This window comes from Rhizobium sp. P2_G9 (assembly GCF_056403475.1).
On the sequence record NZ_JBFUFK010000015.1, the window covers coordinates 95,011 to 116,072 of the forward strand.

Below are 21,062 nucleotides of genomic sequence, written 5' to 3' on the forward strand. Positions count from 1 at the left end.
TCTCTTCGCTAAAGCTTTGCCAAGTACCTAAGCATCGACGCGCCGTACTCAAAATTGGCATGCGTTGCATCCGCAGCTTGAAATTCCCGCGACAAAAAGCCGTTTTCATCGACGGCCTCTTTTGGTATTTCGCAGGTGTCGACGCCGATTTTTTTCAAATATTCGTCAGTAATGCCTTGCTCCAGCTTGTAGATGAGCTGGCGTTTATAAGGGTCCTCAAATTCCCGAAACACCGTCTCGGTTTCAGAAATCTTGATGTGTTTTCCCGCGCTTCCGAAGCTAAATTTAGGCGGCGGAGGAGGAAAGTGAACAACACGGCAAGGAGCTAGCTTTTTCAGGCGAGCAACCGTTACATCGCGCTGAACAATATCACGAATTGCAGCTGCAAACGTCGACAGAGGCACGACCTCCCCCGCGCTGTCCTCAAAAAGCTCCGCATGTTGGGGGTCATAAAGACGATAAGGCTGATCGTGTCGGAACAGTGCGAGTATATTGTGCTGTGTACCGAGTATTGTGATGGCAAGAAGGTCGGTTTCTTTTAGTCCGCTCACTTCGGCTTCGATTTCGGGGAGAGTCGCGTCGCCATGTTTTTGCGTTTTAAGCCACATGAACTTGAAGTCTGGTGCTTCGCTAGCGCCAAAATCTCGATGTTTACTCAAAGCGTTCGAAAGCATTTGAGAATGGCTGTTCCCCACAACCAGAATTCTTCGCGGCGCCATTATCCGTCCCAGTTTACACAGTTCCCCATAGTACCATGTATCTTTTCCAAACGACACGGTTCTGGTGGGCAACCACCTCATCCCATCATATTGCGCTTGATCAGCTCGCGGTTCGCTTCCTCGAGCCGGTCATTCGGCAAAGGCTGCTCGCCGACCCAGGCGGCAAAGCGTTTCATGCCCTCCGCAAGCGTGACCTGCGGAACAACATTCAGTCGCTCTTTTAACCGGCTTATGTCAGCGATATTGTGCCGGATGTCGCCGAGGCGGAATTGGCCGGTCACGCGCGTATTCACCGGAGCATCGAAAGCGCGGCAAAGCACCGCGGCGACTTGGGCGACAGGCGTGCCGATTCCTGATCCGACATTGATGACGCAGTTAGCCGAGACCGATACTTCCAAGGCCGCCGCAAATGCCGCCGCCACGTCTGCGACATGGACAAAGTCCCGGCTTTCGAGCCCGTCCTCAAAGATCGGCAGCTCTATCCCACGCCGAATCCGGGTCGAAAATATCGACAAGATCCCGGTATAGGGGTTGTTGAGCGACTGCCCTTCACCATAGACATTTTGCAGACGAAGGATCGCATAGTCCAGCCCGGCGCTGCTGCAGCCGATGCGAACAAGATCTTCCTGCATCAGCTTGGTCGCGGCATAGATGGAAGCGGGTGCCGTGGCGTCGTCCTCGCGTGTCGGAACCGCTTTAAGGGCAGCTCCGGTCTTGGCGCTGACAGGGTCCCAACGATGCGCTTTCAACGCTTCCGCGGTTCTCGGCAGGGGGACGACGCGCGCGCCATCGGTCGAATCTGCGTCTATATAAGCGCCTTCACCGTAGACCGAGCGCGACGATGAGAGCAGCACCCGGCGCACACTCGGTGCTTGGCCGTTGACGATGAGATGCATGAGACGCGCTGTGCCCTGGACATTCTCATGGCAATAATGATTGATCTCGTACATCGATTGCGCCGTTCCTGTTTCCGAGGACAGGTGCACGACGGTGTCGACATCCTTGAGCGCGGCTTCCAGGTCGCGTTCGCTGGTGACCGAGCCTCGATGAAACTCGACGCCGGGTGTCGACATCAGCCAATCGAGAGCGCTGCTGGGCAGCGCTCCATGAATTTGCGGCGAGAGCGTGTCGAGAACCCTTACACGATGGCCTCGTTTCGCAAGCAAAGGCACCAGATGGGATCCGATAAACCCGGCGCCGCCGGTGACCAGCACGGTTTTCATGTCTGAACGGCTTTCACTGCGCCGCTTCGGCCGCTAGATACATATTCCGCTCGGAAATCCAGAGATCCGCATATCCCACATTCTGCCAGTCTTCAAACCACGGTCCACCGTTGGTGTAATGGATTGCGGCTGGCACGTCGTTTCGCAGCGGATATTCGCCTTCAAGAAAATTCCAGTCGAGCGGCAGCGAGCCGACCAGATTGTCGTTGGACAGCCATTGGAAGCGATGCAGGAAGGCCGGCGCTGCCGTGTTGACGATTTCAGGCGTCAGCGCCTTGACCTCTGGATGGGCATTGTTGAACAGGATGAACGACGACCAGTTCTTGCGCGGATAGACGGTCTGCTGCTTGCCGTCCATCTTGATCATATTGGCAGGCGTATAGTCGTGCTGCACGACGAAGACCGCCTTGTCGCGGCTGGCATGCTGCAGAACGTCGTAAACGTCGCGCGTGAACAGAAAATCGCAATCGACGAAGATCGACCAGCCGTCGTGTGCGCCCAGATAGGGGGTGAGGAAGCGCGTTATGGAGAATTCCGTCGTCGCGTTGTCCGCACCGCGTGTATAGAGCCCGAGCTCACGCAGGGTGTCCTGCTTCAGCGGATAAATCTCGACCGGCTGGTCGCAATGCCTCAATATCGAATGCCGGCACACCTGCCAGGCGATATCCTCGCGGCTGTCATATCCAACATAAATCTTGAGATGTTCACTCATGCCATCAGTCCCATTTCGCTTCCGGTGCAAACATCAACGGCCGGCACATTCAATGGCCGGTGACCGTGATGTCCACCATTGGTGATCGCCGTAGGTTGCATAACGCCATGCGTTCAAATGTCAAAGACGGTCTTGGAAAAAAGCGTCGCGGATCGCAACCTTTTTGCAACGACGTCAGACGACACCTGCCCGCAGACAGTCGTGGATATGCAAGATCCCGATCGGCACCATGTTCTCTTCGACCACGAAAACCATATGAATCTTCTTCTGATTCATCAATGTGACAGCTTCGACAGCAAGCATTGACGGCAGCACGATCGTTGGCGATGGGGTTGCCACCTCTCTCGCGGTTTTGGTCATCAGCCCATCCATATGCCGACGGAGGTCGCCATCGGTGATGATGCCGGTGAGCTTTTCGTCTTCCACCAGCCCAGCGACTCCGAAGCCCTTACGGGTCATTTCAAGAATAGTGTCGCTCATCGGTTGCTCAGGCGATACAAGCGGCAGGGATTCATCGCCCCTCATGATTTGCCTGACAGTCGCCAGACGCGCGCCCAATCGGCCTCCCGGGTGAAAAGCGCGGAAGTGTTCTTCGGCGAATTGCCTCTGCTCCATCAGCGCCACGGCCAAGGCGTCGCCGAGCGCAAGCGTCATGGTCGTGGTCGTCGTTGGCGCCATGCCGATGATGCAAGCTTCGGCGGCCGGGGGGAGAAACAGCTTGTAGTCCGACGCCAGCGCCAACGTGCTCTGACGTCCGCTGGAGATCGCGATCAGGCAGATTTTAAAGCGACGCGTGTGAGCAATGATGTCAGACAATTCCGACGTTTCGCCGGAATTCGATATCAATATACACACGTCCTGCTCGGTAATATTGCCCAAATCGCCATGGCTGGCTTCGGCCGGATGAACGAAAAAGGACGGTGTGCCGGTGGATGACAGCGTTGCCGCAATCTTCCTGGCAATGTGCCCGGACTTGCCGATGCCGGAGAGAATCACGCGACCTTTGAGCGACAGGATGACACGGACCACGGAGTAGAAGTCATCGGGAATGTTTTCCGACAACGTTCTCAGCGCACGCTCTTCCGTCTTTATGACGCGCTTCGCCGTCTCAAGGACGGAGCCTTTGCCGTCGTCATAATCACTATAGTCGTGCGATTGCCCGTCGAGGGCGATGGAGAAACCGACCATTCTGGTTGCCACGTTGTTGCTGGATTGAGGTAACATAAGGATTCCCGCCGCTGGTGCAACAACAATTGGGTCTTTGCACCGGTTTGTCATCTCCAGGTTCATGCCAACGAGCATCTGAAGACCGGATCGCGAAGGCGAGAGGCAAATCATCCACGGTTGCTCATTATAAGTGCGCGCCACCTGTTCGGGGGCAGTTTCTCAGCACAGAGATTCGCCAGGAAGACCAGAATCAACCTTCGTTGCCGTCGGAAATGAAATCTTTCGACATTTTGTCGGAAGACACCTCACCAGCACGAATTTTGCCTAGCCAGCGCGCTTTGATGACATCGTCGATAGCCAGGATCACTTCCTCGGCCGACCATTGCGTCGCCATATCGCGGATCAGGGCTGATATTTTCTGGTCGATGACGTCGTGCAAATCGTCGATGCGGATGGGGCGATCATTGTTCATGGCTTTTCACTCCCGTCTATCTGCTTCCTTTGCCGGGAAACACCGGCTGCGGCCGCAAGTTCCGCTCGTGGCGTTCGCTTGGCTTCGCGGCGTGGGGCGTCGGAACATCCCCATGCCGTGCGATTTATGCTGGCATGAAAGACACGGATAACAATACCAGCCGTATCATTGATCCATTTCGTTTTTTCCATCCCACCGCCGCGCCATCTCCGCATGGATCGGCGGACGCCGACGACGGTTAGCCGGCCATCTTGGCGCCATATCCAACTGTCATATAACGTGATCGCAACAGCGGAGGTGGACAGAGCGATGGCGCTGCGCAGGCTCATCTCTTTGTTTATCACGATCTCCATGTTGCAGGTAGCGTCTTCGCCACCCGCGGCGTCGGACCCGGTCATTGCCGAGAAGGACAAAATGTGCCTTTTCGAACGCCCAGCCGCCCCAGGCATGCCGCAGATCTGCATCCGCTCCGCGAGCTATGATGAAGATGTATGTCGCGCCATCGAGCGCTTTGCCGTCGAGCAGAATCTTCCTGCCGAATATTTCGCTCGCCTCATCTGGCGCGAGAGCCTTTTCCGGGCGGATGCCGTCAGTCCCAAGGGCGCGGAAGGGATTGCGCAATTCATGCCTGGGACGGCGAGGCTGCGCGGCCTGGCCAACAGTTTTGACGTCGTGCAGGCGCTGGATGCCTCGTCCCGCTACCTGAACGAGCTGCGCACTCGGTTCGGCAATCTTGGCTTCGCGGCCGCCGCCTATAATGCCGGCGAAGACGGATTGAGCAATTTTCTCGTCAAAAATCGGCTGCCGATCGAGACACGCGACTATGTCTTTGCCGTCACAGGGCATGCGGTCGAGACCTGGCGGGACGATCCCCCGAAGACCGCAGCAGCGTCTCTCGATCCGGCGCTGACCTTCCTCGACGGCTGCATTCAACTGGCGGTGAAGCGACGCCTGCGCGAGCCGGTCCTTATCCAGTCCGCGGATTGGGCGCCGTGGGGCGTCCAGCTGTCGGCGAATTTCGATCCGAACATTGCCGGCCGTATCTTCCTGCAGAAGATCGCGACGCTGCCAGAGCCACTCAACGGCGAGCGCGCGCTCATCGTGGTGCAAAGGCCGCGTCCGATCGGCATGCGCCCGAAATATGCAGCCAGAATCGGCCGGGCAACACGAAAGGAGGCCAATGATCTCTGCGATGCCATCCTGAGGAAAGGCGTCGCCTGCGCAGTGGTCAAGAACTAGCAGGCCTCCGGTCAGCGCCGGGATGGAACAATCCCTTGACGTAATCCTTATGACCGACAGCAGCTTTCGCCATCGAATTTCCGCAGGCGAACAGGATATCCGCCAATAGGCACGGAATACCCGCGTGTAACGAGGCCGAGCCAACGGGAAATGCCATGTTCATGCAAAGCAAAGCAAAAGCGATCGGATTTCATCCGGCGCATAAGGTGAGCCGGAATTTTCCGGTGGAATATTACATTCTGGCGGGCCTGGAATTTCGGGGCGCCGTTGTCGGCTACCTTTCCGATCGGCCCATCCGAGAAATTGCCATCGACGAGGAGGGGCTGCGCTATCGCTTTGTCGGCATCGCGCCGCGCGACGTCAACGGTCGCTACGACGTCTTCTCCCTTGAACACGGCGAATGGATCGTCGAGCCGGGCTTGGTCTATGTCGTGGATTCGGAAGATGGAAAACCTGCAAGGCGGTCAGATCAGCGTCGGGCGACATTCTGAATGTGAACGCAGTTAGCGGCAAAGACCGCTCTACTTGGATTGCAAGAACCGATCAACAGCCGCTGATCGTCTGCCTGCTGCTTTCGAGCGTCACTCCGATATCATTCGCCAAAGCGGCGTCATAAGTGCCTCCCCACCTCATAGACGGACGCAGGCGCAGTTCGGGTTTTCCAAAGTGACGGCGAAACCGCACAGCCCGCTATCATTTTTTCCGCCTCCGGCATGTTTCGCTCCAGCTTCGGGCAGGGAACAAATCTTAAGACTTTCTTAACTACCGCCGGACTAGCTTGTTTACTCAAAATTAACCGAGATGACGAAGTGCTTACAGACGCCCGCTCCATCCGTATCAAGGGTCGCTCCTTCCTGGCCGTTGTCCTGTCGCCGGAACTTCCCTTCGAGGATTGGCTGGTGCAGCTCGACGATCTCGCCAGGCGCTCTGCGGGCTTCTTTCTCGAGCGTCCGGTCGTGCTCGACGTCACGGACCTCGAGATCGACCGCAAGAAGCTGAAGTCGCTGATCGACGAGCTTGTGAAGCGCAATGTCCGGGTTATGGGCCTCGAAGGTGCGCGGCCGTCCTGGCTCGGACCGGGCATGCCGCCGGCAATGCGCGGCGGCAAGCCGGCTTCGGATTTTGAGATCACGCCGAGCGAGCCGACTGCGGATGCAGCGCCAGCCGCAGAGACCGCAGTCGAGCAGCCGAAGCCTGAAATCGAAGTAGCGCAGCTTCCGGCGGTCAGGATAGACGCGCCGATCGAGCGGGCTCAGCCGCAATCCATGGTGATCCGCGAGCCGGTGCGGTCCGGCCAGTCGGTGATCTTTCCGGAGGGCGACGTGACCGTGATCGGTTCGGTGGCATCGGGGGCGGAAATCATCGCCGGCGGTTCGGTGCATATCTATGGCACCCTGCGGGGCCGCGCGCTTGCCGGCACGCTCGGCAATGCCTCGGCGCGCATCTTCTGCCGCAAGCTCGAAGCCGAGTTGCTGGCGATCGACGGAATTTACACGACCGCGGACGAGATGTCCCCGGATCTTCTTGGCCAGGCGGTGCATCTCTGGCTCGATGGCGACGCGATTCGCGCGCAGAAACTGACTTGAAATGAATTCAAACGAAGGAGAGCGATCGATGGGGCAAGTCATCGTAGTGACGTCGGGCAAAGGCGGGGTTGGCAAGACGACCACCACAGCGGCGCTGGGAGCAGCGCTGGCGCTAGGGGGAAAGAAAGTCGTCGTCGTCGATTTCGATGTCGGCCTGCGCAATCTCGATCTTGTCATGGGTGCCGAGCGGCGGGTCGTCTACGATCTGGTCAACGTTATCCAGGGTGATGCCAAGCTTCCGCAGGCGCTGATCCGCGACAAGCGGCTGGAAACGCTCTTCCTTCTGCCGGCGTCGCAGACCCGTGACAAGGACGCGCTCACCCAGGAAGGCGTCGATTGGGTGATGAACGAGCTCAAGCGCTTTTTCGACTGGATCATTTGCGACAGCCCGGCGGGCATCGAGCGCGGTGCCACGCTGGCCATGCGCCATGCCGACCTTGCCGTTGTCGTGACCAACCCGGAAGTCTCGTCCGTGCGGGACTCCGATCGCATCATCGGCCTGCTCGACGCCAAGACGCTGAAGGCCGAGCAGGGCGAGCGGGTAGAGAAATACCTGCTCCTTACACGCTACGATCCGATTCGTGCCGAGCGTGGCGATATGTTGAAGGTCGATGACGTGCTGGAGATCCTGTCGATCCCCCTGATCGGCATCGTGCCGGAAAGCACCGATGTGCTGCGCGCTTCCAATCTCGGCGCGCCAGTGACCTTGGCCGATGGCCGCTGCGCACCTGCGCTTGCCTATTTTGATGCCGCACGCCGCCTATCCGGCGAAAACATCCCGATCGTCATTCCCGGCGAAAAGAAGGGGCTGTTCGGCAAGATTTTTGGTCGGAGGGCTGCATGAACATACTGAATATCTTCACTCGGCAGCGGTCTGCGCCCATGGCGCGCGAGCGGCTGCAGGTGCTTCTTGCCCATGAGCGCTCGTCGGCCGGCCAGTCCGACCTGGTGGCGCTGCTGCGCGAGGAAATCCTGGCGGTGATCGCCAAGCATGTGCAGATCGACACCGACAAGGTGCAAGTCAAGCTCGACCGCGACACCAATGTCTCGATGCTCGAAATCGATGTCGAAATCCCGAAGGATGCCATAGTTCACGCGGCCTGAGGACTTGTTTTCTGCATGTCTTTGTCCCGAAGCCGGGAACCACTGTCGGGCGACATGCAATGAAGTTTAGGACGGGGACGGGGCGGGCTTGGCTGGGAGACCGGCTAAGCCCGTTTCATTTTCGCCTGATGTTCAACGGCGGCGATAGAGAAAATAGCGATCGACCGGCACAGTCGAGGGCACGGGAAGGGCGATCAGATCCGGATGGTCGAGCGGCAGGCCGCTGACTGCAAACCCACCCGAGCGGGTGACGCCCGCCATCACCTGCGGCAGCCAGGTGAGCGTGATCGCATCGAGATCGTCGTGACCGGTGCCGATATCGGCATGCGCCAGCGCCGCGCCTGTACCGAGATAGGCGGCCGAGGTTTCCCTGATCTCGCCAAGCACGAGATTGTTCATCTCTGGCGTCGAGGCGGCAAAGGAACGGGCCTCGCGATCGAAGGCGACGATCCGATGTCCGCCGAACAATTCGCGCAGATGATCATAGGTGCGACCGTTGCCGAGGCCGAATTCCAGGATCGGCCCCTCGCTGGCCGCCACTTCGTCACGGATGGCGTTGAGGATATCGCGCTGGGCCGAAAGGCGGCGGATGAAACTGTCGAGGCGGCTCATGAGCGCATGATTCTTTCTGCTGCTGCGGTGAGCTTTTGATTACACAGGCCAGGCGCGGAAGTCGACCCGCGCTGGACAGGCTGTCCCCGCTCTGCCAGAAGGCAAAACTATCGACATTCCGAGGTGGCAGAGTGACGCGCGCTCCCCGTATCTTCCGCAGCCGGCCTGCCCGTCGGTTTCTCGAAACTCGCGCCGGCCGCAACTGGCTGATCCGCAATATCGGCGATCATGTCCGCACGATGACCGTCGACCTCGGCGACCATGTCATCACCTTCTCGCCTGCCGACTACATTGGCCGCAGCGTCTTCGTCAAAGGCCATTTCGACCGCGACCATGCCGAGCGCCTGGTCGACCTGATGCGGGCGAGGAGCATGCCGATGGAGGGCAAGGTGCTGCTCGAACTCGGCGGCAATATCGGCACCCATACGGTCTATTTCGGCCTGACGGGCGCCTTCGATCGCATCCTGACCGTCGAGCCCGACCCGCGCAATTTTCCGCTGCTGCTGACCAACATCGCCCAGAACGGATTCTCGGAGAAGGTGACGGCCGTCGCCTGTGCGGCCGGCGAGACGGATGGTGAGATCGATTTCTATCTCCACCCGACCAATCATGGCCGCAGCGCCATCAGGCACAGCCCAGATCACGAAAAGATCAGCGTGCCGGTCAAGCCGGTCTGGCAGATTCTCGCGGAGGAAGGCGTTTCGGCCAAGGAAATCGGTCTCGTCTGGATGGATATCGAGGGCTACGAGCCGGTGGCTATCCGTGGCATGCGCGACCTGCTCACCCTGCGTGTTCCGATCTATACGGAATTCTCGCCGGAATTTTACGGTGCGGAACAGGCAGCCGCCTTCGTTGCGCATCTGGCGGAATTCTACGATGATTGCATTACGTTCTTCGAAGATGTGCCGACGCCGCGCAAGGTGCGGGATATCCCTATCGGCGATCAACAGCTCGACGTGCTGTTGCTGCCCTAAGCTGAATATTTGCACGGCGCTGTGCCGTATCATCGCATCGTCCGCCGCAATGTGGTAAAAGCACTGCATGGCCGATACGAGCACCAACACATTCTTCGCTGACGTCCCGGACTTCACCGCCTTTGAAGGGGTGACGGACACGGCCAACTATCGCCCTTTACCGGATGACTGGGCACTGGTGACCGGCGACATCGTCAATTCGACAGGAGCCATTGCTGCCGGCAATTACAAACAGGTCAACATGTCCGGCGCCAGCATCATCTCCGCTGTGCTCAATGCTCTCGATCATGCCGACCTGCCTTTCGTCTTCGGCGGCGACGGTGCGCTGGTGGCGATCCCGCCCGCAGGCATCGACAAAGCGCGGTCCGAAGTTGCCGCAGTGCGCACCTGGGTCACCGAGGAAATGGGCCTGGAAATGCGCGCGGCGATCGTGCCGCTGAAGGATATCCGCGCCGCCGGTTTTGACATCATGGTCGCCCGCCTGCGGGTCAGCGAATTTGCGGCCTTCGCCATGTTCGCCGGGGGCGGGGCGGCGTGGGCGGAATCGCAGATGAAGCAAGGCCGCTATCTGGTCGAGCCTGCGCCGCCAGGCGCCCGGCCGGACCTGACCGGCCTCTCCTGCCGTTGGGCGCCGATCCCTTCGCGCCATGGCGAGATCGTCTCGATCATCGCCGTGCCAGGCGAGAAGAGTGATCAGGCAGCCTTCTCTGCATTGATTGCCGATCTCGTCACGATCGTTGCCATGCAGGATCGCGGCGGCCATCCTATTCCCCAGGACGGCCCGCCACAGGCAAAGCTGACGAGCAAGGCGCTCGATTGGGAGGCGCGTGCTTCATCGCCCAAAGACCGGCGTTTCAAGCAGAAGGCCTGGATCCTGTTTCAGTATCATCTCGCCCAGTTCCTCGACCGCTTCAACATCACGCTCGGCGATTTCGAGCCCAAGCGCTATAAGCGCGATGTCGCCGCCAACAGCGATTTCCGCAAGTTCGACGACGGGCTAAAGATGACCGTCGACGTCAATCGCGAGAATTTCGCCAGGATCGATGCACGGCTCGCCGAAGCCGCCAAGGCCGGCATCTGCCGCTACGGGCTGCACAGCCAGAACGCGGCGTTGATGACATGTTTCGTGCTGACGCCGATGCGGCGCGACCACATGCATTTCATCGATGGCGCCGCTGGTGGCTATGCCTTGGCCGCGACCCACATCAAGGGCAAGGCGGCGCCGAAGATCGCAGCCATTACCTCGTGACCCTCAAGCCTTGACGACAGCGCCCTGGATGCCGCGCCGGCCGAAGGCATTGCGGGTGTCCACGACCAGCGCCGACCATCGGCCAAGTGCCGCATAATCGACCGCATCATGGTCCGTGGCGATCAGCACAGCATCGAAACCGCGCACGGCTTCCTCCGTCAGCGGCATTGATGCGCGGCCGGCGAGATGGCTATACTCCCGCGTCGGCGGCACCGTTGCGACATGCGGGTCATGATAGGCGGCGGAGCCGCCCCGCGCTTCGATCAGTTCGATCAGCTTCAGCGATGGGCTCTCGCGGATATCCGGGACATTCTTTTTGTAGGCGAGCCCGACCACCAGCACTTTCGAGCGGCTGAGCGCTTTGCCGGACCGGACGTCCAGCGCTTCGGCGAGCCGGTCGACGACATGCCGCGGCATGGCCGAATTAATCTCGCCGGCCAGCTCGATGAACCGGGTCGGCAATTCGTATTCGCGCGATTTCCAGGTGAGGTAGAACGGATCGATCGGGATGCAATGGCCGCCGAGACCCGGTCCGGGATAGAAGGGCATATAGCCGAACGGCTTGGTCTTGGCAGCGTCGACCACTTCCCAGATGTCGATGCCCATCGCCTCGTAGACGACCTTGAGTTCGTTGACGAGCGCGATATTGACGGCGCGAAAAATGTTTTCCGTCAGCTTCACAGCTTCCGCCGTCGCCGTCGAGGAAACCGGCACGATAGTCTTGACGACAGCCGAGTAGAACGCCGTCATCAGCGCTGACGCCTCCGGCCCATCGCCGGCGACAATCTTCGGAATGTTCGATGTCTCGAAATCGCGGTTGCCCGGATCTTCCCGCTCGGGCGAAAAGCCGAGGAAGAAATCCGTGCCGCATTTCAGTCCGGTCCGTTCGAGGATCGGCCGCACCACGTCGTCGGTCGTGCCGGGATAGGTGGTCGATTCCAGCACGACGAGCTGGCCGCGTCGCAATGCCGCGGCGATCGCTTCGCTGGTCCTGACGACGAAGCTGAGGTCCGGATCGCGATGCCGGGTCAACGGTGTCGGCACACAGATGACGATGATGTCGCAGGCACCGAGCTGGGCGAAATCCGTCGTGGCGGAGAACCGGCCGCCCGCGGTCTCCCGCATCAGCGCGGCGTCGGACACCGCCTCGATATAGGACTGGCCGGCCTCGATCCTGACGATCTTGCCGGGATCGATGTCGAAACCGGTAACCTTGAAGCCGGCGCGTGCGATGGCGATCGCCAGCGGCAGGCCGACATAACCAAGGCCGATGACGCCGGCGCGTGCCGTGCGGGCGGAAATGCTGTCGAGAAGGGTCTTGTGGGCGGGATCGGCTGTCAACGGCTTGGCCTTCGGAGTTCGGGCGGAATTGCAGCCTTGATGTCAGGCTGGCATTCATTCCGTCAATATGAAGCTTTGAGAAACTTTACATTTGCAAATCTGGCGCTGCAGCAAACTCGTACTATATTGTAGCTGGTTCGACGCAAAATATGCGCGGAGAGGCGGTGTCCGGTCGCGTCGCATCTGAAGTGGCCGGTTGTCAGAAAGACCAGAGAATACATGTTACTTCCCCGGATCAATGTCTCGGAAACGCTGATCGACCGTGTGTCGACCTGGCTTCAGCAATCTGCCCTCAAGGGCGAAAGTCTGGAGACCCTGGTTCAGGGCCTCTGCGAACGCTTGGCGGCATCCGGCATTCCGCTGATTCGCGTTCACCTCAGCTTCTCGATGCTGCATCCGCTCTATGATGCGCTGGGTTTCACCTGGATTCGCGGCCAGGGCGTGAGCGTCGAAGGGTTTCGCGCCAATTCCAGCGAGGAAAACACCAGCCGGTTCCTCAAGAGCCCGTATTTCTATCTGCTCAGCCACAATCTCCAGCATCTGCGGCGCCGCATCGATGTGCTGACGCCGTCGGAATTCAGCATTTTCGACGACCTCAAGGAGATGGGTGCGACCGATTATCTCGCCTTTGTCGAATCCTTCGGCGAAGGCACGACCCGCGGCATGATCGGCTCGTGGTCGACAGATGCGCTCGGCGGCTTCAACGACGATGTGATCGGCGCGCTGCTGAAGATACAAAACGATCTTGCCGTCGCGGCCAAGATGGCCGTGCTGTCGAAACTGGCAGACAACATGGTCACCACCTATCTCGGCGGCAATGCCGGAAAACGCGTGCTCTCGGGCCAGGTGCGTCGCGGCGACGGCGAGACGATCCGCGCCGCACTGGTCATGGCCGACATGCGCCAATCGACCATGCTGGCCGAGAAGTCGGGACGGCAGATCTATATCGACACGCTCAACGAGTTCTTCGACGCGATTGCGGCACCCTTCAACCGCAATGGCGGCGAGATCCTGAGCTTCATGGGCGACGGCTTCCTCGCCGTCTATCCCTGCGGCCGGCACCGCGAGCCCTCGCAAGTCGCCACCCGCGCGGCCATGGCGGCCGTGCGCCAGGCCTCGGCACGGATCGCCGAGATGAACGAGGCACGCACCCGCAACGCGCTCGGCGAAATCCGCTTCGGCATCGGCCTGCATGTCGGCAATGTCATGTTCGGCAATGTCGGGCTCAAGGACCGCCTGACCTTCTCCGCCTTTGGCGGCGCCGTCAACGAAGTGGCCCGCCTGCAGGGGCTGACCAAGACCTTCAACCACCCGGTCATTGCCAGCCAGGCCTTCGCCACCTATTGCGGCGGCGACTGGGTCACGCTAGGGGAAAAGAAGCTGCGTGGCGTCGAGGAGAAGGTGACCGTGCTGATTCCGGGTGAGAGCAATATGACCATGACCAGTGTCGAAGCGGCGGAAAGCGATGGTCTCGATGTCCGCTCCGAGGCGGAGCATGTCATGCTTCTCTACCGCAATTCCCGCGAGCAGAATACCGAGAAGGCCGGTGGGAATATGCTGCAATGACGCGTGAGTTTGCCGCGGCAGCACTTCTCGTCGCCATCCTGCCAGCCGAGCCAGCCCTTGCCGATTCCTGGGATACCAAGCTCTATGACGGCTTTGAAGGCGCGGATTTCTCGCCTGACGGTGGTCTTTACTATAAGGAAACGAACGAGCAGCGCGCCGGTACCGTCGAATTTCAGAAGGATGTCGCCTTTTCCGGCAAGGGTGCGCTGAAGCTGACCATCCGGCCGCATTGCGGCGTCACCCCGGACGGCTGCAGCGAGCGGGCGGAAATCTGGGAAAAGCCTTCCCTGCGCGTCCCTTATGACAAGGCCGTCTGGTATGGATTTGCCGTCAAATTCGCCGATCCGATCCCCCAGGACGACCACCGCTACCTGATTGCCCAATGGAAGCGTGAGATCGATCCCGGCGCGCCCGGCGATTTCAGCCCGTACCTTGCTTTGCGGATGAAGAACGGCAAGCTCTTCGTCACCATCGAGACCAATTTCCACGCACCGGTCGCCGCCGGTCAGAAAGGGACGCCGGCCCAATGCGGGGCAGGGCTGACACCCGTCTGGATGCGGCCGGATACCAACCAGATGCGGGCGCTCGTCGCCGCGGATGACAATTGGGTGCCGGAAGACGGTGCCCTCTTCAGTGCTTGCACCGACAAGATCTCCGTTATCGATCGTGGTAATCCGCTGCCGAGCCCGGCTTCCGGCTGGATCGATTTCGCCATCATGACCAAGCCCGGTCCGCATGGCGACGGTCGCGTCGAAATCTTCGCCAACGGCAAATGGGTGAAGACGATCAAGGGGCATATCGGCCACGATGACCCGCCGCTTGGCCCCAACCAGTATTTCAAGTTCGGTCCTTACCGCGCCGCTGGAACGACGGAATGGTCGCTCTACTATGACGATTTCCGTCGCAGCGCCGATTGTCGCGACGTGCTGGGCGATGCGGCGGCCTGTGCATTGGTCGACACATCGGATTGATCGGACTTCCATATTCCCTGACCAGTGTCATTTTGGCGTGATCCTTCAAAGTTAGACGCCTGGGGCGTGGACAGGCTGCCGCGCGTGCGCTAGCGTTTAGCCGGGACGTCAAAAATGAAAAAACAGGGGAAGCCTTTGGGCGCCATTCCGGAAACGGATCTGTTGAGGATCGAGAACCTCAGCATCGCTTTTTCGCTGCTCGGTGGCCAGATCCAGGCCGTCAAGCGGGCGGACCTGCGCGTGCTGCCTGGCAAAGTCACGGCGCTTGTGGGCGAGTCCGGTTCCGGCAAGTCGGTGATCAGCCAGGCCGTGATGGGCATCCTGCCGCGGATTGCGACCGCCAATGGCCGGATCCTGTTCAACGATGTCACTTCGAAAGAAGGTCCAGTCGACCTGCTCCAACTGAAGCGCGACGGGCCGGAAATCCGGGCCCTGCGCGGTAGCCGCATGGGCATGATCTTCCAAGAGCCGATGACCTCGTTGTCGCCGCTGCACACGATCGGCAACCAGATTTCCGAAGTGCTGGCGATCCATGCCAACTATGACAAGGCCGAGCGGCGCGCCCGCACCGAAGAGATGCTGGCCATGGTCGGCTTTCCCAAGCCGTCGCGCGGCTTCGACATGTATCCGTTCGAGCTTTCCGGCGGCATGCGCCAGCGCGCCATGATCGCCATGGCGCTGATCTGCCGGCCGGCACTGCTGATCGCCGACGAGCCGACCACGGCGCTCGACGTCACGATCCAGGCGCAAATCCTGCGATTGCTTCGCGACCTGCAGGGCCAGCTCAACATGGCGATGCTGCTGATCACGCACGATCTCGGCGTCGTCGCCAATGTCGCCGACGAGGTCGTGGTCATCTACCACGGCGAGATCATGGAAGCCGGCACAGTCAGCGACATCTTCCGCAAACCCGAACATCCCTATCTCAAGGGCTTGATGAAGGCCGTGCCGCATTTCGACATGCAGCCGGGAGAGCGGCTGAAGGCATTGCGCGACGTTCCCGTCAATGTCGGCACGCTGTTGGAAAAGCAGCGCATCAAGCCGCGCACCGATACGGACGTGCTGCTGGAGGTCCGCGACATCGTCAAGGCCTTCAAGATCCGCAAATCGAGTTGGTTCAAGAAGGACAGCGGGCCGCCGGTGAGGGCTGTCAACCATGTCAGCTTCGACGTCCGGCGTGGCGAATGTCTCGGTCTGGTTGGCGAGAGCGGTTGCGGCAAGACCACGCTCAGCAAGATCCTGATGCGCGCCTTCAAGCCGGATTCCGGCTCCGTCAAGTTCCATGGCACCGATGGCACGATCGACCTCCTGTCAGCGGAAGGCCGCGAGCTCGACATGCTGCGGGCAAAGGTCCAGATGGTCTTCCAGGACCCGGTTTCGTCGCTGTCGCCACGCATGACGATCCAGAACATCGTTGCCGAACCGCTGGAAATCCACGGCCGCGGCGATGCCAGGTCGCGCAGGGCGAAGGTCTCGGCGCTGATCCAGGCCGTGGGGCTCGGCGATCGTTATCTCAACCGCTATCCGCATGGTCTCTCCGGTGGTCAGCGGCAGCGCATCGGCATCGCCCGCGCGCTCGCGCTCGGGCCGGAACTGATGCTGCTCGATGAGCCGGTGTCGGCGCTCGATGTGTCGGTCCAGGCGCAGATTCTCAACCTGCTCAAGGACTTGCAGTCGGAACTCGGGCTCACCTATCTCTTCATTTCCCACAATCTCGCCGTGGTCGACTATATGGCCGACCGTATTGCCGTCATGTGTGCCGGCCGGATTGTCGAGATCGCGCCGCGCCACGCGCTGATGCAGTCGCCGGTCCATCCCTATACCAAGGCACTGCTCGCCGCCGTCCCCTTTCCGGATCTGGACCGGCCGCTCGATTTCTCGATACTCAACACCAAGGGCGCAGCCGACAAGCGTGCCTGGAGCCCGGCATTCCGCGACGAGGACGGGGAGGAGGACGTACTGGCCCCGGCCGATCTCGGTGACGGCCATCTGGTGCTTGCCCGCAAGGCGGTGGATAGGCGGGAGCTGCAGTCGTGATCAGACGCCGTACCGTGCTCGGCATGCTCGCCTCGACGCTCGTGCCCGGATTGGCCCGGGCAGCACCGCGCGAGCCGGACTACTTCAAAGACGAGATTGCCGGCGGACGCCTGCCGCCGCTCGATAAACGCCTGCCGCAGGTTCCGCGCATTATCGACCTGGCCTCGCTTGGACGTAAACCGGGCCAGTATGGCGGCTCGATCCGCACGATTATCGGCGGCCAGAAGGATATCCGCCTGATGACGATCAGCGGCTATGCCCGGCTCGTCGGCTTCGATGAGAAGCTCAATCTGCACGCCGATATCCTCGAAAGCTTCGAAACGGTTGAGGACCGTATCTTCACATTCCACATTCGCCCAGGCCACCGCTGGTCGGACGGCAGCTATCTGACGGCCGAGGATTTCCGTTATTGCTGGCAGGATGTCATCCTCAACAAGGAGATTCGCAAGGGCGGACTGCCGCGCGAACTGCTTGTGGACCAGAAGCCGCCGCGCTTCGAGGTGATCAGCACCTACGCCGTCCGTTACAGCTGGGATGCGCCCAACCCGGATTTCCTGCCGCGGCTTGCCGCACCGCAGCCGCTCGCTATCGTCATGCCTGCGGCCTATCTCAAGCAGTTCCACAAGAGCTACCAGGACCCGTTCCGTCTCTCGGCGCTGATGAAGGAATATAGCGCCCGCAAATGGACGGAACTGCATGTGAAAATGTCGCGCAGCTATCGGCCCGAAAATCCGGATCTGCCGACGCTCGATCCCTGGCGCAACACCACCGCGCCGCCGGCGGAACAATTCGTCTTCGTGCGCAATCCCTATTTCCACCGCGTCGACGAGAACGGCCTGCAATTGCCCTATGTCGATGAGGTCATTCTGAACACGTCCTCGTCGGAGATCATCAGTGCCAAGACCGGCGCCGGCGAGAGCGATTTGCAATACACTGGCATCGATTTCAGCGATTACGCCTTCCTCAAGGACGCCGAGAAGCGCTTTCCGGTCAAGGTCTCGCTATGGAAGAAGACGCAAGGCTCGCGCGTCAACCTGCTGCCGAACCTGAACTTTGGTGATCCGGCCTGGCGTACGCTGCTGCGCGATGTCCGCTTCCGTCGAGCGCTGTCGCTTGCCATCGACCGCACGGAGATCAACAAGGCGGTGTTCTACGGTCTGGTCAAGGACAGTGCCGACTCCATCCTGCCCGAGAGCCCGCTCTACAAGCCGGAATACAGCAAGGCCTGGGCTGCCCACGATCCGGCGCAGGCAAACAAGCTGCTCGATGAACTCGGCCTCGACAAGCGCGACGATGACGGTATCCGCTTGCTATCCGATGGTCGCATCCTGCAGATCGTCGTCGAGACGGCAGGCGAGAGCACGCTGGAAACCGATGTGCTGGAGCTGATCACCGATCATTGGCTGCAGGTCGGCATAAAGCTCTTCATCCGCACGTCGCAGCGCGACATTTTCCGCAGCCGGGCGATGGGCGGCACGATCATGATGACCATGTGGTCGGGGCTGGACAATGGCGTACCGACGGCGGACATGAATCCGGGCGAGCTCGCGCCGACCGCCGACGATCAGCTGCAATGGCCTGTCTGGGGCATGCATTACATGTCCAACGGTATGAAGGGCGTGGCTCCGGAGCTTCCGGAAGCGCAGCAACTGGTGGATCTGCTCCAGGCCTGGCGGCATACCCATGACAAGGCCGAGCGCGAGCCGATCTGGTCGAAAATGCTCGAAATCTACACGCAGCAGGTGTTTTCGATCGGTATCGTCAACGCCACGCACCAGCCGATCCTCCGGTCGTCGCGGCTGCGCAACGTTCCGGACCAGGCCTTGTTCGGCTTCGATCCGACCTGTTATCTGGGTGTCTACATGCCTGATGCATTCTGGTACGGCGAGGAGGACGCACGTGCTTAGATATATCCTCTGGCGCATCCTGGTGATGATCCCGACGCTTGTCATCATTTCGGCGCTGGTCTTCACCATCATCGAATTGCCGCCTGGCGATTATTTCGAAAGCTATGTCGCCGACCTGCAGGCCCAGGGCGAAACCGTCGACATGCAGGAGATCAACGACCTCAAGGCCGAATACGGCTTCGACAAGCCCGAGGTCGTGCGTTATTTCTACTGGGTCGCCGGCATGCTGCATGGCGATTTCGGCTATTCCTTCGAATATCAGCTCCCCGTCAGCAAGGTGGTCGGCGATCGGCTGTGGCTCACCGTGATGGTGTCCTTCTTCACTATCATCTTCACCTGGCTGCTGGCCTTTCCGATCGGCATCTATTCGGCGACGCACCAATATAGCTGGACAGACTATGGGTTGACCTTCATGGGCCTGCTCGGCATCGCCATTCCGAATTTCATGTTTGCGTTGATCCTCATGTATTTCGCCAATATCTGGTTTGGCACCTCGATCGGCCATCTCATGGACCAGAAATATCTGGCCGAGCCGATGAGTTGGGACAAAGCGAAATCGATCCTCGCCCATCTCTGGATTCCGGTGCTGATCGTCGGCACCGGCGGCACCGCCAGCATGATCCGCCGCCTGCGCGCCAACCTGCTCGACGAACTGCAGAAGCAATATGTCGTCACCGCTCGCGCCAAAGGCCTGCATCCTTTCAAGACCCTGGTCAAATATCCGCTGCGCATGTCGTTGAATTTCTTCATCTCCGATATCGGCTCCATCCTCCCGGCGATCATCTCCGGCGCCGAAATCACCGCAATCGTGCTCTCGCTTGAGACGACCGGTCCCATGTTGATCAAGGCTCTGCAGAGCCAGGACATGTACCTGGCCGGCTCATTCCTGATGTTCCTGGCCTTCCTGACGGTGATCGGCGTTCTGATTTCCGATATTGCGCTGGCGCTCCTGGATCCGCGTATCCGGCTGCAGGGCGGGAGCACCAAATGAGTTCATCCTTGCCGGCTTCGGGCGCTCCTCTCCCGCACTATGTCTCCACCGCACCTTTCGACCCGCATTCGGTCGAGGTGATGACGGACGAGCAGAATCGTATCTATCGCGCCTCGCAGCTGAAGCTTACCTGGTGGAAATTCAAATCGCACAAGCTGGCGGTTGTCTCCGGCATCTTCCTGGCGCTGCTTTACACGATGATCGTCATCGTCGAATTGCTTGCACCCTATAATCTGCATACCCGCAACGTCGATTTCATCTATGCGCCGCCGCAGCGGGTGCATTTCTTCGACAAGGGCGTGTTTGTCGGCCCCTACGTCTACGGCCGCAAAATGACGCTGGACATGGACAATCTCCGGCGGGTCTATGCCGATACAGCCGAGGTCCAGCCGCTGCGCTTCTTCTGCCATGGCGACAAATACAGGTTCTGGGGTCTTGTCGAGGGTGATTTCCATCTCGTTTGTCCGACCAAGGGTGGCCAGCTTTTCCTGCTCGGCAGCGACCGGCTGGGCCGTGACGTGCTATCGCGTATCCTTTACGGCGCCCGCATTTCGCTGACCATCGGCATTATCGGTATTCTGATCAGCTTTTCTCTCGGCATTGTGATCGGCGGATTGGCCGGCTATCACGGTGGCGTCTTCGATTTGATCGTACAACGCATTATCGAAGTGCTGCAGTCGATCCCCAGCATCCCGCTCTGGATGGCGCTGGCGGCGATCATGCCGGTCACATGGAGCCCGATGCTGATCTATCTCGGAATAACAGCCATCCTGGGCCTCCTGGACTGGACGGGGCTGGCCCGCGCCGTGCGCTCGAAGCTGCTGGCGTTGCGCGAGGAGGACTATGTGCTCGCCGCGCAGCTGATGGGCGCAAAGGCGCCGCGCATCATCGGCCGGCACCTGATTCCCGGCTTCATGTCGCATCTGATCGCCTCGGCGACGATGACGGTTCCCGGCATGATCCTCGGCGAAACCGCATTGAGCTTCCTTGGGTTAGGCCTTAGGCCGCCGATCACCAGCTGGGGCATCCTGCTGACCGAGGCGCGTAGCGTCAGTGTCATCGCTTTTTATCCCTGGCTGCTGTTCCCGATCATTCCAGTCATCCTGGTCATCCTGGCCTTCAACTTCCTCGGCGACGGCCTCCGCGATGCCGCCGATCCCTACAAGTGAACAGGTGAGTGACATGCAGAAGA

At 60.1% G+C, this 21,062-nt stretch carries 20 protein-coding genes; 13 read left to right on the forward strand and 7 right to left on the reverse strand.

From position 1 onward, the window contains the following. Positions 1-8: 8 nt before the first annotated feature. The 5 genes from AC1DYF_RS14755 to AC1DYF_RS14775 all read right to left on the reverse strand — a co-directional run bounded on the left by AC1DYF_RS14755 (position 9) and on the right by AC1DYF_RS14775 (position 4,293). Positions 9-719, reverse strand: coding sequence for a GAF domain-containing protein (locus AC1DYF_RS14755; RefSeq protein ID WP_477877477.1), 711 nt, complete (start codon positions 717-719; stop codon positions 9-11). Between the two features lie 77 nt (positions 720-796). Then, a complete protein-coding gene (locus AC1DYF_RS14760; protein WP_477877478.1) occupies positions 797-1,942 on the reverse strand; it encodes an NAD-dependent epimerase/dehydratase family protein in 1,146 nt (381 codons plus the stop codon). A 13-nt stretch (positions 1,943-1,955) separates the two neighbouring features. Continuing rightward, entirely contained in the window at positions 1,956-2,654 is a 699-nt protein-coding gene (locus tag AC1DYF_RS14765) for a glycosyltransferase (RefSeq protein ID WP_477877479.1), read from the reverse strand. 174 nt (positions 2,655-2,828) lie between these two features. Beyond that, positions 2,829-3,944 (reverse strand): KpsF/GutQ family sugar-phosphate isomerase, encoded by a 1,116-nt coding sequence (locus tag AC1DYF_RS14770; protein WP_477877480.1) that lies wholly within the window; start codon positions 3,942-3,944, stop codon positions 2,829-2,831. A gap of 127 nt (positions 3,945-4,071) precedes the next feature. Beyond that, positions 4,072-4,293, reverse strand: a complete 222-nt coding sequence (locus AC1DYF_RS14775) for a hypothetical protein (RefSeq protein ID WP_477877481.1) — start codon at positions 4,291-4,293, stop codon at positions 4,072-4,074. A gap of 309 nt (positions 4,294-4,602) precedes the next feature. Here AC1DYF_RS14775 and AC1DYF_RS14780 point away from each other — a divergent pair, with 309 nt between their 5' ends. From AC1DYF_RS14780 to minE, 5 genes are all read left to right on the forward strand, one after another. Further along, complete coding sequence (locus AC1DYF_RS14780; RefSeq protein WP_477877482.1) at positions 4,603-5,532, forward strand: lytic transglycosylase domain-containing protein; 930 nt, start codon at positions 4,603-4,605, stop codon at positions 5,530-5,532. Between the two features lie 161 nt (positions 5,533-5,693). Next, entirely contained in the window at positions 5,694-6,023 is a 330-nt protein-coding gene (locus tag AC1DYF_RS14785; protein WP_477877483.1) for a hypothetical protein, read from the forward strand. A gap of 300 nt (positions 6,024-6,323) precedes the next feature. Next, positions 6,324-7,118 carry a septum site-determining protein MinC gene (minC, locus tag AC1DYF_RS14790; RefSeq protein WP_477877620.1) on the forward strand — a complete coding sequence of 265 codons (795 nt, stop codon included), beginning with the start codon at positions 6,324-6,326 and terminating at the stop codon, positions 7,116-7,118. Positions 7,119-7,146: 28 nt separating this feature from the next. Beyond that, positions 7,147-7,962, forward strand: coding sequence for a septum site-determining protein MinD (gene minD / locus AC1DYF_RS14795; protein ID WP_477877484.1), 816 nt, complete (start codon positions 7,147-7,149; stop codon positions 7,960-7,962). Further along, positions 7,959-8,222, forward strand: a complete 264-nt coding sequence (gene minE / locus AC1DYF_RS14800; protein ID WP_477877485.1) for a cell division topological specificity factor MinE — start codon at positions 7,959-7,961, stop codon at positions 8,220-8,222. Before minD ends, minE begins: the two co-directional genes overlap by 4 nt. A gap of 132 nt (positions 8,223-8,354) precedes the next feature. Here minE and AC1DYF_RS14805 read toward each other — a convergent pair whose 3' ends face one another. Continuing rightward, positions 8,355-8,834: a class I SAM-dependent methyltransferase gene (locus AC1DYF_RS14805; RefSeq protein WP_477877486.1), complete on the reverse strand. Its 480-nt coding sequence runs from the start codon at positions 8,832-8,834 to the stop codon at positions 8,355-8,357. 131 nt (positions 8,835-8,965) lie between these two features. Between AC1DYF_RS14805 and AC1DYF_RS14810 the strand changes: the two genes are divergently transcribed. Together AC1DYF_RS14810 and AC1DYF_RS14815 are read left to right on the forward strand one after the other, a co-directional pair. After that, positions 8,966-9,808 (forward strand): FkbM family methyltransferase, encoded by an 843-nt coding sequence (locus AC1DYF_RS14810; protein ID WP_477877487.1) that lies wholly within the window; start codon positions 8,966-8,968, stop codon positions 9,806-9,808. Positions 9,809-9,875: 67 nt separating this feature from the next. Continuing rightward, on the forward strand, positions 9,876-11,057 hold the full coding sequence (locus AC1DYF_RS14815; protein WP_477877488.1) for a DUF3095 domain-containing protein: 1,182 nt from the start codon (positions 9,876-9,878) through the stop codon (positions 11,055-11,057). 3 nt (positions 11,058-11,060) lie between these two features. On the opposite strand, the gene AC1DYF_RS14820 is transcribed toward AC1DYF_RS14815, so the two are convergent. After that, positions 11,061-12,398 (reverse strand): nucleotide sugar dehydrogenase, encoded by a 1,338-nt coding sequence (locus AC1DYF_RS14820; RefSeq protein WP_477877489.1) that lies wholly within the window; start codon positions 12,396-12,398, stop codon positions 11,061-11,063. A 219-nt stretch (positions 12,399-12,617) separates the two neighbouring features. On the opposite strand from AC1DYF_RS14820, the gene AC1DYF_RS14825 reads away from it, so the two are divergent. From AC1DYF_RS14825 to AC1DYF_RS14850, 6 genes are all read left to right on the forward strand, one after another. Continuing rightward, positions 12,618-13,964, forward strand: a complete 1,347-nt coding sequence (locus tag AC1DYF_RS14825) for an adenylate/guanylate cyclase domain-containing protein (RefSeq protein ID WP_477877490.1) — start codon at positions 12,618-12,620, stop codon at positions 13,962-13,964. Continuing rightward, positions 13,961-14,935, forward strand: coding sequence for a polysaccharide lyase family 20 protein (locus AC1DYF_RS14830; RefSeq protein ID WP_477877491.1), 975 nt, complete (start codon positions 13,961-13,963; stop codon positions 14,933-14,935). Before AC1DYF_RS14825 ends, AC1DYF_RS14830 begins: the two co-directional genes overlap by 4 nt. A 114-nt stretch (positions 14,936-15,049) precedes the next feature. Continuing rightward, positions 15,050-16,972 carry an ABC transporter ATP-binding protein gene (locus AC1DYF_RS14835; RefSeq protein WP_477877492.1) on the forward strand — a complete coding sequence of 641 codons (1,923 nt, stop codon included), beginning with the start codon at positions 15,050-15,052 and terminating at the stop codon, positions 16,970-16,972. Next, the gene (locus AC1DYF_RS14840) at positions 16,969-18,879 is read left to right on the forward strand and encodes an ABC transporter substrate-binding protein (protein WP_477877493.1); all 1,911 of its coding nucleotides are present in this window, start codon (positions 16,969-16,971) and stop codon (positions 18,877-18,879) included. The genes AC1DYF_RS14835 and AC1DYF_RS14840 overlap by 4 nt, the downstream gene beginning before the upstream one ends. Next, positions 18,872-19,870, forward strand: a complete 999-nt coding sequence (locus tag AC1DYF_RS14845) for an ABC transporter permease (RefSeq protein WP_477877494.1) — start codon at positions 18,872-18,874, stop codon at positions 19,868-19,870. Before AC1DYF_RS14840 ends, AC1DYF_RS14845 begins: the two co-directional genes overlap by 8 nt. Beyond that, on the forward strand, positions 19,867-21,039 hold the full coding sequence (locus AC1DYF_RS14850; RefSeq protein WP_477877495.1) for an ABC transporter permease: 1,173 nt from the start codon (positions 19,867-19,869) through the stop codon (positions 21,037-21,039). The genes AC1DYF_RS14845 and AC1DYF_RS14850 overlap by 4 nt, the downstream gene beginning before the upstream one ends. The last annotated feature ends 23 nt before the right edge of the window (positions 21,040-21,062 follow it).